This window comes from Rhodococcus sp. BH4 (assembly GCF_002079265.1).
In the GTDB taxonomy this organism is placed as follows: Bacteria; Actinomycetota; Actinomycetes; order Mycobacteriales; family Mycobacteriaceae; genus Rhodococcus_F; species Rhodococcus_F qingshengii.
The window spans coordinates 1431048-1445063 of record NZ_CP014941.1 but is presented as its reverse complement, the minus strand read 5'-3'; the positions used below and the strand labels follow the sequence as shown (position 1 = coordinate 1445063).

Annotated in this window: 12 protein-coding genes; 2 read left to right on the top strand and 10 right to left on the bottom strand. The window is 63.1% G+C overall.

The genetic code is table 11. The features are described from left to right. Position 1: 1 nt before the first annotated feature. From A0W34_RS06705 to dnaK, 6 genes are all read right to left on the bottom strand, one after another. Entirely contained in the window at positions 2-859 is an 858-nt protein-coding gene (locus A0W34_RS06705; RefSeq protein WP_007726703.1) for a branched-chain amino acid ABC transporter permease, read from the bottom strand. Then, positions 856-2070, bottom strand: a complete 1215-nt coding sequence (locus tag A0W34_RS06700; protein ID WP_081557510.1) for an ABC transporter substrate-binding protein — start codon at positions 2068-2070, stop codon at positions 856-858. The genes A0W34_RS06705 and A0W34_RS06700 overlap by 4 nt, the downstream gene beginning before the upstream one ends. A gap of 332 nt (positions 2071-2402) precedes the next feature. Further along, complete coding sequence (locus tag A0W34_RS06695) at positions 2403-2813, bottom strand: heat shock protein transcriptional repressor HspR (protein WP_003944355.1); 411 nt, start codon at positions 2811-2813, stop codon at positions 2403-2405. Continuing rightward, positions 2810-3982 carry a molecular chaperone DnaJ gene (dnaJ, locus tag A0W34_RS06690; RefSeq protein WP_003944329.1) on the bottom strand — a complete coding sequence of 391 codons (1173 nt, stop codon included), beginning with the start codon at positions 3980-3982 and terminating at the stop codon, positions 2810-2812. Before dnaJ ends, A0W34_RS06695 begins: the two co-directional genes overlap by 4 nt. Positions 3983-4004: 22 nt before the next feature. Further along, positions 4005-4601: a nucleotide exchange factor GrpE gene (gene grpE, locus A0W34_RS06685; RefSeq protein WP_003944430.1), complete on the bottom strand. Its 597-nt coding sequence runs from the start codon at positions 4599-4601 to the stop codon at positions 4005-4007. Then, a complete protein-coding gene (dnaK, locus tag A0W34_RS06680; protein ID WP_081557509.1) occupies positions 4598-6451 on the bottom strand; it encodes a molecular chaperone DnaK in 1854 nt (617 codons plus the stop codon). Before dnaK ends, grpE begins: the two co-directional genes overlap by 4 nt. Before the next feature lie 262 nt (positions 6452-6713). On the opposite strand from dnaK, the gene A0W34_RS06675 reads away from it, so the two are divergent. Both A0W34_RS06675 and A0W34_RS06670 read left to right on the top strand, forming a co-directional pair. After that, a complete protein-coding gene (locus A0W34_RS06675; protein WP_039972689.1) occupies positions 6714-7289 on the top strand; it encodes a hypothetical protein in 576 nt (191 codons plus the stop codon). After that, entirely contained in the window at positions 7286-8290 is a 1005-nt protein-coding gene (locus tag A0W34_RS06670) for a TIGR03617 family F420-dependent LLM class oxidoreductase (protein WP_042926298.1), read from the top strand. The genes A0W34_RS06675 and A0W34_RS06670 overlap by 4 nt, the downstream gene beginning before the upstream one ends. 19 nt (positions 8291-8309) lie before the next feature. Here the strand turns inward: A0W34_RS06670 and A0W34_RS06665 are convergent, their stop codons facing one another. From A0W34_RS06665 to A0W34_RS06650, 4 genes are all read right to left on the bottom strand, one after another. Next, positions 8310-8954: an FMN-dependent NADH-azoreductase gene (locus A0W34_RS06665; protein WP_081557508.1), complete on the bottom strand. Its 645-nt coding sequence runs from the start codon at positions 8952-8954 to the stop codon at positions 8310-8312. Between the two features lie 23 nt (positions 8955-8977). Continuing rightward, positions 8978-10561 (bottom strand): MFS transporter, encoded by a 1584-nt coding sequence (locus tag A0W34_RS06660; RefSeq protein ID WP_054782100.1) that lies wholly within the window; start codon positions 10559-10561, stop codon positions 8978-8980. Positions 10562-10665: 104 nt separating this feature from the next. Continuing rightward, positions 10666-12150, bottom strand: coding sequence for a dynamin family protein (locus tag A0W34_RS06655; RefSeq protein ID WP_075832498.1), 1485 nt, complete (start codon positions 12148-12150; stop codon positions 10666-10668). Further along, positions 12147-14015: a dynamin family protein gene (locus A0W34_RS06650; protein WP_075832496.1), complete on the bottom strand. Its 1869-nt coding sequence runs from the start codon at positions 14013-14015 to the stop codon at positions 12147-12149. The genes A0W34_RS06655 and A0W34_RS06650 overlap by 4 nt, the downstream gene beginning before the upstream one ends. Between the last annotated feature and the right edge of the window lies 1 nt (position 14016).

The following is a 14016-nucleotide window of genomic DNA, read 5'->3' as shown; positions in this document are numbered from 1 at the left end:
CTCACACCACCCGTTCTCGGACATTGCCGAACAGTCCAGCCGGTTTGACCATCAAGATGACGATCAGCACCGTGAAGACGGCGATATTGCTGTACTGACTTCCCGCCCACAGGGCGGTGAACGATTCCACCAGGCCGACGGTCAGACCGCCGATCAAAGCGCCAGGCAGAGAGCCGAACCCGCCGATCGCCAACGCCACGAATCCCTTGAGGGCCAACGCTGCACCCAACGTCGCAACTGCAAACGTCTTGGGGCCGACGAAGAGTCCGAGGACACCGGCCAAGGCACCCGAGAAGGCAAACGCTCCCAGTGCCAACCGTCGTACGTTGACTCCTCGCAGCATCGCCGCTTCACGATCCTCGGAGATGCCGATCAGAGCCAGACCCGTCATCGTTTTCTTCGAGACGTAACTCAACCCGACGACCAGTGCGATCGCCGCAACCAGCAGAGCGATCTCGACCGGGTAGGTACGGCCGCCGAGCAGGGTGATCGGTTCGTTCGATCCGAAGAACGGAACCGTGAGAGGTTCACTACCCCAGATCAATTGAGTGGCGCCGTTGAGCAGAGTTGCGACACCCAACGTCGTGACCAACTGGTTCTGGTGATCGGCCACCGGTCTGATCGCGACGATCTCCTCGACCGAGGCGAGGAGCATCACGGTCACGGTAGCCATGACGGCCACCACGAGAACGGGGAGTTTCAGGGTCACCAGACCCGTGTAGGCGACAAAGGTGCCCACCATCATCAGCTGAGCTTGAGCGAAGTTGAATGTGTTGGAGGAAACGAAAACGATGTTGTACCCGATGGCAACCAGCACGTAAACCGCGCCGAGCGCCAATCCGGACCACAGAATGGTCATGACGCAGCCGGGTTTCCGAACTGACCGTTGAGGATCTTCGTCGGGCTGATGAACTTCAGCTCGCTGGTGTCCGGGTTCGGGCCGTGGTTGTCGGAGCTGAAGTTGTAGCGCGAGAGGAATGCGGTCTTGGCATTCTCCTGGACCTCAGTGGTTTCCAGTGCTTCGGCGAGCTTCTTCGGATCGGTCGAACTGCCGACCTTCTCCGCTGCCGCCGCGACGAGGGGGAATGCGTCGTAGTTGTCCGCGAGGATCAGCGTCGACGGGATGGAGCCCAGCGAAGCCATCGTGTCCACCATCGTGTTGACGAGTGCGTTGTTCGGATCGAACACCGTGCTGCTGAACACCTGCGTCACCAGGTTCTTCACCTGCGGGGTGCCGAGCACACCGGCCGGCGGATCATTCGCGATCAGGTTGGTGGCAGACACCGAGGTGTTTCCGACCAGCGGCACGTCCCAGCCGAGTCGCTCGAGGCTTTGCAACACGTATCCGAGAGGAGCGCCGTACGCATCCAAGGCGATTGCCGCGGCGCCCGAATTCTTGAGCGACTGCAACTGCGCCGTCATGTCCAAAGCGGCGGCGTCGTACTCCTCGTTACCGGTGGCCTTCAGACCTGCGGATTGCAAAGCACTGGTCATTTCTTCGCCGAACAGCTCACCGTAAGCGGTGCTGCCGTGCAAGACTCCGACGCTGCTGTAACCCTTGGACTTCGCGTACTCGGAAATTCCGCGAGCGGTATCGGTCGCACCCGGAGCCAGATCGAAGTTGAGCGGGAACTTCGAGGGGTCCGTCGAATCGGGAGAGGGAGCCATGCTCATCGAGAGAATGTTGTTCTGCTTGAGGATCGGCAGAACCGCAGCCGCGATCGACGACGGACCCGAGTTCAGGTAGAGGTCAGGCTTGTTCCCCGAATTGATGGCTTCGCGCAGCTTGGTGACGGCGATGGTTGCGTCACCCGCGTCGTCCACCGTAGTGAGCTCGATCTGACGGCCACCGATCCCCCCGGCTTCGTTCTGGACCTGAACGCCCGCCTTGGTGGCGAGCAGCGAGGTCTGCGAATTAGCCGCGAGGACTCCCTGTGCACTGATCCCGCCGGTCAGCAGCACACGGTAGGGCGAGTCCGCACCTCCGTCGGACTCCGAAGAACCACTGCACCCTGCAAGAGCCAGAGCCGTCACGGCAACTGCCGCAACAAGAATGGGCCGACGATTCATGTCTGCACTCCTAGAACACATGTATGCACCGAACGTCAGGCGAATACCTGACGAAAGAATGATCGGCCGGTGGACGTGCCTGATTTCGAGCACCAGCCAACCAAGCACCCGCTTGATGATCTAGCAAGCAGTTGCTTGGGATGGAGCATAGAATGTGATCTGGATAACGTCAAACGCTGAAAAGTGGAGTCATGGAAGCGGACGCTATGCACATTGAGGCGGCGTCGACAGATCTCTTCCCGCTGGGTGGAAACGCCGAAACGGCTCCACGCCCTGGCGGATTCGACGAAATGAATCCGACAGGGCGTGGAGCCGATTGTGTAAAGGTCCGACTATCGCTGGTTGCGGGGCTTCCAGACCACCAACGCGTTGTTGCGCGGAATCGGCACGAGATCCCGGCGATAGCCCGCATGGACTTTCGCGATCTCCTCGGCCAATTCGCGGACGCGATGCTGCAGAGCCTCGACCTGGTTGGTCAGTTCGATGATTCGTTTGATTCCGGCAAGGTTGACTCCCTCGTCCTGCGAAAGCCGTTGTACTTCACGAAGAAGCGCAACATCGCGCGGGGAGTAGCGTCGTCCGCCACCGGTGGTTCGATGCGGGGTGACCAACCCGAGTCGGTCGTAGTTACGCAAAGTCTGCGCGTGCATTCCGGCCAACTCGGCTGCCACCGAGATCACGAAGATCTGAGCGTCAGGATCGACCGTCGCATCCCATTGATTCTGCGGTCGCTCTGTCATCATGCACCGGCCCACCCGGCCCGTGGATCGAACCCGCTCGCCTTCTCGGCTTCGAGATAGGTTTTCAGCGCTTCGATCGCCGGGTCGTCCAACTTCTGCGGAACGGATACCTTGACCGTGACCAGAAGGTCACCGGCACCGTCCGGCCGCTTGGGGATACCGCGTCCGCGAACTCGCAGAATGCGTCCGTCCACCGTTCCAGCCGGAACCTTCACTCCGACACGGCCTTCCAAAGTCGGCACGGACAGTGTCGTTCCCAGCACCAGCTCGCCGTAGCTCACCGGAACCGTCAGTGTCAGGTCGTCGCCGTTGCGTCCGAAGACACTGTCCGGCTTGACGCGGATGTTGACGAACAGGTCGCCGGCCGGAGCGCCGCGGAGTCCCGCTTCGCCCTTGCCCTTGAGTCTGATCTTCTGACCGTCACTCACACCGGCAGGCACGCGAACCGTGATGGTCCGTGTGCGATTGGTGACGCCGCTACCGTGGCAGTCTTCACACGGCGAGTCGATGATCGAGCCGGTTCCCCGGCAATCGTCACACGGCTCACTGAATCCGAAGGCGCCCTGGTTCCGGCTGACCACGCCGGTTCCGTTGCAATGTGGGCACACTCGCGGACTGGTGCCTGGCTTTGCGCCGCTGCCGTGACACGTGGTGCACGACGTAGGGCTGGTCAGACGAAGAGGGACGGTGACACCGAGCGCTGCTTCACGGAAGGCGAGCGTCGTCTCGGTCTCGAGATCCTTGCCTCGACGCGGGCGGTTGGGCGCAGCTGTTCGCTGGCCCGCTCCCCCGCGGTTGAACAATCCGCCGAAGATGTCTCCGAGACCCGAGTCCTGCCCACCGGCCCCGCCGCCGAACAGGTCGTTGATGTCGAAACCACCAGCGCCGGGGTTGAATCCGCCGCCGCCCTGCGCGCGGGGGCCGAAGCCGCCGCTGGCAAAGAGGCGCCGAGCCTCGTCGTACTCCTTGCGCTTGTCCGGATCAGACAGAACGGCATGAGCTTCACTGACGGACTTGAAACGCTCTTCGGCCTTCGCATCGTCAGGGTTGGCGTCGGGATGAAGATCCCGAGCCAGCTTGCGATACGCCTTCTTGATTTCGTCGGCCGTCGCGGTGGACGAGACGCCCAGCTCCTTGTAGAAGTCCTTCTCGATCCACTCCCGTTGACTCACTGGGCGTCTCCTCCTCTCACTCTTACTTCGCTTCTTGTTCTGAACCGTCTGCAGGCTTGTCGCCTACCCGGTCCGTCACGGCCACCATTGCGGTCCGAAGGACCCGGTCGCCGAGCTTGTATCCCTTGCGCATGACCGTCCCGAGTACGGGGTCGTGGCCTTCGCCTTCATGTTGCACCGCTTCGTGGAGTGCGGGATCGAAATCGTCACCCTCGCTGCCGAAGTCGGTCAAACCCAGACCCGTCAGGGTCGTGTTGAGTTTGTCTGCGAGTGCACGCAGTGGACCCGATTCGAGGTCACCGTGTGCCCGAGCGCGATCCAGGTCGTCGAGAATTCCGATGAGCTCGGTGATGACCGAAGCCCGCGCGGTTTCCTTGATGACCTGCTTGTCACGCTCGACGCGACGACGGTAGTTGGTGAACTCCGCCTGAAGTCGCTGCAGATCCGCAGTCCGTTCGGCGAGCTGATCGGTGGCGGATGCTTCCTCCACGATCGACTCTGCTTCCTGAACTACCCCTGTGTCTTCCGAGTCGAGCGGCGGCAGGGATTCCCCCGCCGCCTCTCCCTGTGCACCGGTCTCGGGGTCGACCGGGTTGTTCTCGGGGTTGTCCGAGGTCACTTCTTGTCCGAGTCGGTGGGCTCGTCGACAACCTCGGCGTCGACGACGTCGTCGTCATTGCCTGCGCCGTCGGTGTTTCCGGCCTCGTTTGCAGCGGAAGCCTCGTAGATGGCCTGGCCCAGAGCCTGCGACTCGGTGCCCAGCTTCTCCACTGCGGTCTTCACTGCAGCGATGTCGGTGCCTGTCAGGGCGTCGTTGACGTCCTTGACCGCTGCCTCGACCTTGGTCAGGATCTCCTCGGAGACCTTGCCCGCGTTCTCACCTTCACGCTGCTCCTTGACGAACTTCTCCGTCTGGTGGACCAGCGACTCGGCCTGGTTGCGAACCTCTGCCTCTTCGCGACGGGCCTTGTCTTCCTCGGCGTGAGCCTCGGCATCCTTGACCATCCGCTCGATCTCTTCCTTGGACAGACCGGAGCCGTCCTGGATCTTGATCGTGTTTTCCTTGCCGGTGCCCTTGTCCTTCGCCGTCACGTGCACGATGCCGTTGGCGTCGATGTCGAAGGTGACCTCGATCTGCGGAACGCCACGCGGGGCGGGCGGCAGATCGGTGAGCTCGAAGGAGCCGAGCAGCTTGTTGTGCGAAGCGATTTCGCGCTCACCCTGGAAGACCTGGATCTGCACCGAAGGCTGGTTGTCGTCAGCGGTGGTGAAGGTCTCGGAACGCTTCGTGGGGATCGTGGTGTTGCGCTCGATGAGCTTGGTCATCACGCCACCCTTGGTTTCGATGCCGAGGGAAAGCGGCGTGACGTCGAGGAGCAGAACGTCCTTGACCTCACCCTTGAGCACACCGGCCTGGAGTGCGGCGCCGACGGCGACGACCTCGTCCGGGTTGACGCCCTTGTTGGGCTCACGGCCACCGGTCAGTTCACGAACCAGATCGGAGACGGCCGGCATACGGGTGGAGCCACCGACGAGCACGACATGGTCGATGTCCTTGACGGCGATTCCGCTGTCCTTGATCACTGCCTGGAACGGCGCACGAGTGCGATCGAGCAGGTCCGAGGTGATCTTCTGGAACTCGCTGCGGGTGAGCTGCTCGTCCAGGAAGAGCGGGTTCTTGTCCGCGTCGACCGTGATGTACGGGAGGTTGATGGAGGTGCTCTGCGAGCTGGAGAGCTCGATCTTCGCCTTCTCCGCAGCCTCACGCAGACGCTGCAGGGCCATCTTGTCCTTGGTCAGATCGATGCCGTTCTGAGCCTTGAACTTGTCGACCAGCCAAGCGACGACGCGCTCGTCCCAGTCGTCGCCACCGAGGTGGTTGTCACCGGAGGTTGCGCGAACCTCGACGACACCGTCGCCGATTTCGAGCAGGGAGACGTCGAAGGTGCCGCCACCGAGGTCGAAGACCAGAATGGTCTGCTCGGTGTCACCCTTGTCGAGTCCGTATGCCAGTGCAGCCGCGGTGGGCTCGTTGACGATACGAAGGACGTTGAGGCCGGCGATCTGGCCGGCTTCCTTGGTTGCCTGACGCTGTGCGTCCTCGAAGTACGCGGGGACGGTGATGACGGCGTCGGTGATGTCTTCGCCGAGGTAAGCCTCCGCGTCACGCTTGAGCTTCATGAGCGTGCGGGCGCTGATTTCCTGCGGCGTGTACTTCTTGCCGTCGATTTCCACGTTCCAGTCAGTGCCGATGTGGCGCTTGACGGAGCGGAGGGTGCGGTCGACGTTCGTGACTGCCTGGTTCTTCGCGGGCTGACCGACGAGAACCTCGCCGTTCTTGGCAAATGCGACCACCGAGGGGGTGGTACGTGAGCCTTCGGCGTTGGCGACCACTACGGGCTCGCCGCCCTCCAGCACTGCAACTACCGAGTTGGTCGTACCGAGATCGATACCGACTGCACGAGCCATAGTGTTCCTACCTTTCGTTCTGCGGTTCTCTGCCCGAGTGGTTGATCTCGAACATGACCGCGAGTTTTTCGCTTGGTGAGCGTCCTCCGCTCAAGTTTGCCTCCGACCGTGGCCGGGAGTCAACTTGAAGTTGAGCCGAGGGCGCTCAAGCTTGTCGAAATGGTCAACTACAGCCCACGTAGATTTGTTCCCGCCTTCCCCGAAAAGCCGGAAAAGTGCGCCACATCACTTCCGTATCTCTCCGAATGGCTAGGATCGGCCGGTGACCGATCCCGACAATTCTCCCGCGCGACCTCCTCGCCCGTCACCTCCACGCCCGGCACCCGAGCGACCCGACGTCTCGGTTCGGCCGCTCCGACCTGCAGCGAGCGACGAGACACCCAAAGCCGTGACATTGTCTACCTCTGCCTGGATCGGCTCGTTCGTCGTCCTGGCCGGAATCGCCGGAGTGGTAGTCACCAGCCTCGACGACGTCCGATCGGCTCTCGAAGAATCGACTGCGCGCGACAATCCCGGATACTCGTCCACCGACATCTCCGATGCCGTGACCGTCGTACTCGCGGGCAGCGGCGGCGGCGCTCTCGTCCTGGTCCTGCTCGCACTCATGAGCCTTCAACTCCTCCGCGCACGCAAGAACGCCGGGCGGGTGATGACGGCGATCGTGGGAGTCGTGAGCATCGCGGCCGGACTCGGCTTCATGTCTCTGGTCGACGGCGCAGCAGACATCGGCGCCGGAGTTCTGAGATGGGGTCCGATTCTCTACTGCGCCCTGGTCGCGGTGGCGGCGATCGCTCCGTTCGCTCCCGGTGTCAGCACCTGGCTGCGGGGACGCCGATGAAGGTTCACGTACAACTGGACTCCGCGCCAGGCGCGGGCGCTGCTCGTAGCCGTGAACTCGCGGAGACCGGCGCCGGTGGCCTGTTCACGTTCGAGGGACCACACGACGTGTTCTTCCCGCTCGTCGAAGCAGCATCGGCCGTCGACCTCGACCTGATGACCAACGTCGCCATCGCATTCCCCCGCAGTCCCATGCATCTGGCGCATTCGGCCAACGACCTGCAGTTGCTCAGTCGCGGCCACTTTCGACTGGGTCTCGGATCGCAGATCAAACCGCACATCGAAAAACGCTACAGCGCAACGTGGTCGCGTCCGGCGGCCCGCATGAAGGAGACGGTCGCAGCGGTCAAGGCGATCTTCACTGCGTGGGAGAACACCTCGACGCTGAACTTCCGCGGCGAGTTCTTCACCCACACGTTGATGCCTCCGACGTTCGATCCAGGCCCCAACCCCTATGGGCCACCGCCCATCCTGATGGGTGCGCTCGGACCGGTGATGACCAGGACGGCTGCCGAGGTGGCCGACGGACTACTGGTCATGCCGTTCCACACGCAACGTCATTTCCTCGAACGAACACTTCCGGCCGTCGGTGCCGGTCTTCGCGAATCCGGCCGCACCCGAGACGAATTCACGATCATCCCGCAGGTCATCGTCGGCGTCGGCCGCGGCGACGATCAACTTGCCGCGGCCGCCAGAGGCGTCCGAGCCCTGCTCTCGTTCTACGGTTCGACGCCCGCATACCGTCCGGTGCTCGACGTCGAAGGGTGGGGCGAGGTCCAACCGGAACTCAATGCCCTGTCGAAGCGAGGTGGCTACACCGAGATGGCGTCGCTGATCACCGATCCGATGCTGACCACACTCGCCGTCGTCGGCACTCCCGAAGAGTGCGCCACCGAGATTCGGCGGCGGTTCGGCGAACATGCCGACGAAGTGTGCTGCTATTTCCCCGGTTACGACGTAGAACCGTCAGACGTGGCGTCGATGATCTCGTCTCTCACCTGAACCCGGTCGAACTTCTTGATCAGGCCCCCAAGGTACGGGCCAGCTCGGTCAACGACTCCCGGGCAGCACGCAGGCTCGCGTCACCCTGCTCGATCAGAGGTGCCATCGCCGGAATACGTTGCGCCAAAGTCAGTTCCGTGGTGATGACGGAGACATCCATTCCCATCGACACCCCGAGCACCTGAACGAGTGGCGGGACGGTGTGATCGTTGGCCTCGTTTCCCGAGCCCGGCGCATAGGTGTTTCCGCGGCTGGAGACGATCACCACCGGCTTACCTGCCAGAGGCTGAGTACGCGTGTCGAAAGGGACCGTAGTCCCCAGGACGTGTACGTAGTCGATCCACGCCTTCAACGTGGACGGGATCGACCAGTTGTACATCGGCGCACCGATCACGACGACGTCTGCAGCGGTAAGTTGCTCGATGACCCGAGCCTGGAGTGCTTCCGCGGCGGGATCCGGAATCTCGCCCTCGACTCGCAAGCGTGGTGCATAGTGCAGGGCCGCGTCCGCGAGGTGCGGCAAGGGATCCCGGTGCAGGTCCAACGTCACCGTCGTGTGATCCGGACTGTTCTTCGACCACTGCTGAGCGAACAGTGCGGTCAGATCACGTGAGGTCGAGTGGTGGAGTTCGGCGGACGAATCGATGAGAAGTAGCTGTGGCATCCCTCATCACTACCAGAGCGCGCTCAACTCTTCTCCGCGGCTAGATCGGATTCCGCCGCGTACTGCGCCAGCAGAACTCGTTCGCGCTCGCGACGCGGATAGAAGAACGTCACCACCGCGGCACCGGCACACACGATGATGATCGCCGCGATGTAGGCGTTTGTATCCCCGTCCAGGAAGGCGTTTTTGGCGGCGGTCATGATTTGCTCCGCGTATTGCGGGTAGCGTTCCGCCAGAACTTCGGCGCTGGAGAAGGATTTGGTGAGCGCGGCCTGAGTTTCGGGAGTCACTTCGGATGCGTTCGGCGAGGACGAGATCGCATTTCCCAACGATTTTGCGTACCCGGCCGTGAGTATTCCGCCGAGAATCGACTGCATGATGGCGCCGCCCAGGTCGCGTTGCAGGTCCGAAGTTCCCGACGCCATACCAGCGCGGTGCACGGGAACGGATCCGGTCAGCGAACGCGATGCCGGTGTACCGGCCAGACCGACGCCGATGCCGACAAGCGCATAGGCCAGCGCGACCTGCCAATAGTGTGTGCTTTCGTTCCACAGGAACAGCGCGACGAACAACCCGAGAACCACGAACAGGTAGCCGGCGAGCAGCGTGACGCGGGCGCCGTACCTTTCGATCATGGTCGCCGAGCGCGGCGCAACGATCACCATCGCCAGCGCAGCCGGAATGATCGCCGCACCGGCTGCCAGCGTCGAGTACCCGAGGACGTTCTGCAGGAACTGCTGGCCGATGAACATCGCGCCCATGAGCGAACCGAACACGACCAACCCACCCACCGCCGCGACCCAGAAGGTCGGGCGCGCAGCTACGTGAAGATCGAACAGCGGATTGGCCGCGCGTCGCTGTTGCAGGAAGAACCCGATACCCGCGACAACTGCTATCGCCCCGAGCACCAGAGCCAACGTGCCCGAACCCTTCACCGGCGCAAAGTTGATGGACAACACCAGAGCCCCGATGAAGACGATCGACACTATGCCGCCGAGGTGATCGACTCGCTCGGTCGTCTCGTTGACGTGAGCGGGAACCAACACCAGGGAACAGATCAGTGCCACAAGGGCCAAGGGAAGGGTGACGAAGAAGACCGAACCCCAGTGAAACTGCTCGAGCAGCGCCCCCGAGACGATCGGACCGAGTGCTGAAATCGCGCCACCGATTGCCGACCACATGGCAATCGCCTTGGTTCGTGCCGGTCCGGCCCACAACGCCGTGATGATTGCCAGCGTGGTCGGGAACGCCAGACCTGCCGAGACGCCTCCGACTATCCGAGCGAGGAACAGCACTTCGAAGTTCCCGGCGAATCCCGCCACGATCGACGCCGGAATGGACAGCGCCATGCCGGTGACCAGCAACATCTTGCGGCCGTATCGGTCTCCCAAGGCCCCCAGGTAGAGCACCGTTCCGGCCAGGCCCAGCGAGTAGCCGACCGCGATCAGGTTCAGTTGCGTCTGACTGGCGTCGAAAGCCCGCCCGATATCGGGCAAAGCGACATTCGCGACCGAGAGATTGAGGTTCGCGACCGCAGCGACCAGGATGAGCGTCCCCAGGACGAGGGTGGCTCGATCCGGTGAAGCGGACTTGATGTCACTCGCCATGCGCGTGCTCCCATCGAGGTGGGACCCGAACCTGGGAGTTATGTCCGGATCATCCCGAACTCAAGATAGAACCCTCGTCCGGCGCTCGCATAGTGAACGGGTCCCTATTCGGGCACAATTTCAGCCAGGACGCCCTCGGCGCTGCGGGCGGCGACCAGGCAGGCGCGCGAGGTGAACCTGTCGAAGAGCGGATGTCTGGACAACTCGCGCCATCTGCGGACAGCCGCCGTGGCCCGCGCACGCTGCACCTCCGGCGATTCTTCCGGTTCGCAGCCCAACCGGTCACTGGCCCGGATTCCGTAGCCGCCGATCAGTCTTTGCAGTTGTGCCAGGTCGTCGGGTGGCAGATCCGTGTGTACCGAACGAAGACGCCCGAGCAGGCGAAGTTCGTGAAAGCCGTGAACATCGGCAAGCAACCGTTGCGCCTCCGCCGCGATCTGATCGCCTTCCTCGCTCGGATCGGCTTCGAGGATTCTTCCCAGCGTCACCAGCGCCGTGTGCGATTTGAGCTGATCTGCCCGCTGCCCGAATTGAACGTCGATCACCTGACGCAGTTCGTCCAGGCCGCTGCGCTCCAACAATTCGGCCGCCAGGGACGGTGAATCGGTCGCCCCCAACTTGATCGACGTCACGGCGAGGCGAATTCCGAAGAGCCCGAACCGATCGGCCAATTGCGCCCGCATCGCCGCATCGACCGGCAGCGGACTGTCCTGCCTGGCAAAGCGATCCGCGGAGAGCAGTGCAAGGCTCAGATCCTCGGCCGGAACCTGCGCGAGCGCCGAGAAGGCCGCGAACTCGCTCTGCCTCATCGTCCGAGCAGCGAGCGCGAGTAGACCTGCCACCGGAACCACCGACTGGCACAGGCCGGTTCGCTCCAACTCCTCGGCGAATCGCGCCGCGACGTCCTTCGCCGAAGACAACGCGTCGAGCCTGCCTGCGCCGACCTCATCGGCACGCGAGAGCACTCCGATCACTCCGAGTGGCCCGGATTCTCCGCCCACGTGATCCGCGATCTTCCCGAGGAACTGCATGTCACTGGCGTTGAGAGCCCGCAAGAGGTAGACCACTGCATCCGCGCCCGGTGCCTCACCGTCGGGAACGAGCATGTCCCAGGTGCGGGCCGAGACCTCGGTCGAGAGCGACGAGGTGCCCGGTGTGTCGATGATCGTCGTACGAGCCAATGCCGAAGACGGCCAGTCGACGTCGATGCGGTCCACCGAGTCTGCGGTGTACTCGCCCAGATCGAACGTGAGCCTGCCGTCGCGGCGCGTCACCGGCACGTTGAACTCGGCACCGTTCTCGGCCGTCGCGGTCACCTGCGGCGTCGTCGCGTTCCGATACCAGGTGACGACGCGTGTGCATTCCGTCGCGTCGGTAGGCGCTATATCCTGTCCGACAAGCGAATTGAGCAGCGTCGACTTACCCGCTTTGAGGGAGCCGGCGAGCGCCACCCGGAGTGGCTCGTCGAGCCTGGCCGCACATTCTTCCAACTGGGCGCGCGTCTGCGGCTGATCGGCGTAGGCACGTCTGGCGTGGTCGATCAGGGCGTGTGCCGACTCCACTGCGGTCACGGTGGTCGTGGCATTCATGCGTTGGTCACCTTTGCCGAGGCAGGAGCGGGAGTTTCGCCGATCAGCGTTCCGGCAACGGCGTCGAGCTCCGCGACGACGCGCATGTCGGTCTCCAGACGCTTGATCCGAGCGGCATGTTCACTCGATTCCAACTGCGCGGCTTCCTGAGTGGCGCGGAGGGATTCGTTGATCGAGCGCAGCGCCTGCTCGGCGATGTCGGTGAAGTGATCCCGCAGGAGTCGCTGCACCAGGCGCAGGCGGTCCTTCGACTCCTTGCCCACCTGGAAGCTGACGTCGTCGGCAAACCGTCGGATAGCCGCTTTCGCCTCAGCGCGACGCTTGAGCACCTGAGCCTGCTTGTCTTCACGATAAGCCTTGGTGCCCAGCAGAACCCCGGCGCCGATGGAGATCGGGTTGACCAGAGCCATGCCCATCATCGTGGTGATCAAGCCGAACATGAGCACGCCGCCGTACGAGCCGCGCATGCCGACCAGGACTTTCTGAGTGATGCCGATTCGGCCGGATTCGAGGTCCGCCAATGCACCGACCGGTTCCAGGAAACCGTCGGTGTCGGCGACGTCGAGATGCGGGAGCGCGACGTCACCGGTCTCCGCAAAGTGCTGCGCCACAACTTCTGCCAGCCACTGTGCGCGATCATGCGCCCACACGAAGTTGTCACCGATCGCGGTGGCGATCTCCTGTTCGAGCCACTCCCCCACGACGTCCCAGTCCTTACCGGGATCGCCTTCGTCGACCGTCTCCTCGGCCTGGCGGGTCACCCGGCGCAACCGGTCCCGGAGGTCGTGATCGATGTCGGCGGCGAGGTCTGCGATGCCGTCACCGAGGCTCTGCTGCCACAGTGAGGTCTTCTTGTGCAGTTCCTCGGCCGCTGCCCGGGCACGCTGCAGTCCCGCGACCGCTGCCTGAGCGGTCGACGGATCCTTCAGCGCCGCAAGCTCACTGCCCATCTCCAACGTCAGATGCGCTGCCGCAGAACGCACATCCATCGCAACTGCGCGTCGAGTATTCGATTCGGCACGCGCAACGACGTTGTCCCGCAAGAACTGATAGAGGTCCAAAAATCCGGATTCCGCTTCGAGTTCCTTGTCCCCCAGCCTCAGCGCGTGCGAGCGCAGTACCGAGGAGATCGGAATGAGCGGCAGATCCAACCCGGCACGCTGGAGATGTCCGCGATCGGCGTCGAGGATCTGCCGCCAGTGCGGGTACAGATCGGTCTTGCTGATCAGCCCGGCTACCGCAGGACACAGATTGACGACCTGGCGGATGAATCCCAGCTCCGGTTCGGTGAACTCCTGGCTGGAGTCCGACAGAACCAACACTGCATCGGCCGCAGTGATCAATCCCAATGTTCCTGCAGCATGAGGATTTCCATGACCGCCGACACCGGGGGTGTCGATCAGAACCAAACCGTCGGCCAACAGCGGACTGGGAACACCCACTTCCACACGCAGAACCTCACGCCCTTCGGCGCGAGGCGTGGCCGGGGTGATCCCCATGAGTTCCTCGAGCGGGAGGGGCACCCGAATGGGCGCCGCACCCGGATCGGCGAGAATCAGTTCGGCGACCGCGGTCTCCGCGTACTGAACTACCGTCGCCACGGCCGTGGTCTCGTCGTCACCGACCGAGCACACGTCGATGCCGAGCAGAGAATTGACGAACTGGCTCTTGCCCTGCTTGAGGGGTCCGACCACCACGATGCGAATACGCGGGTCGTTGACCCTCGCCTGAGCGTTCTCGAGTCGACGCACCAGATCCGTGCGCCCGAAATCCTTCGCCACGACGGCTGTTCGTTCGAGCAACGACGCCGTCGACGACGCGACGCGCGCCTTCCGGCTGCTTACCTGACTCGCTGAATCACTCATG

Excerpts from the sequence above, each read along its gene's own strand:
- A0W34_RS06665 (WP_081557508.1), bottom strand. The coding sequence starts at position 8,954 with ATGCCACAGCTACTTCTCATCGATTCGTCCGCCGAACTCCACCACTCG.
- A0W34_RS06695 (WP_003944355.1), bottom strand. The coding sequence starts at position 2,813 with ATGATGACAGAGCGACCGCAGAATCAATGGGATGCGACGGTCGATCCT.
- A0W34_RS06700 (WP_081557510.1), bottom strand. The coding sequence starts at position 2,070 with ATGAATCGTCGGCCCATTCTTGTTGCGGCAGTTGCCGTGACGGCTCTG.
- A0W34_RS06705 (WP_007726703.1), bottom strand. The coding sequence starts at position 859 with ATGACCATTCTGTGGTCCGGATTGGCGCTCGGCGCGGTTTACGTGCTG.
- dnaK (WP_081557509.1), bottom strand. The coding sequence starts at position 6,451 with ATGGCTCGTGCAGTCGGTATCGATCTCGGTACGACCAACTCGGTAGTT.
- A0W34_RS06655 (WP_075832498.1), bottom strand. The coding sequence starts at position 12,150 with ATGAATGCCACGACCACCGTGACCGCAGTGGAGTCGGCACACGCCCTG.
- A0W34_RS06650 (WP_075832496.1), bottom strand. The coding sequence starts at position 14,015 with ATGAGTGATTCAGCGAGTCAGGTAAGCAGCCGGAAGGCGCGCGTCGCG.
- A0W34_RS06670 (WP_042926298.1), top strand. The coding sequence starts at position 7,286 with ATGAAGGTTCACGTACAACTGGACTCCGCGCCAGGCGCGGGCGCTGCT.
- A0W34_RS06660 (WP_054782100.1), bottom strand. The coding sequence starts at position 10,561 with ATGGCGAGTGACATCAAGTCCGCTTCACCGGATCGAGCCACCCTCGTC.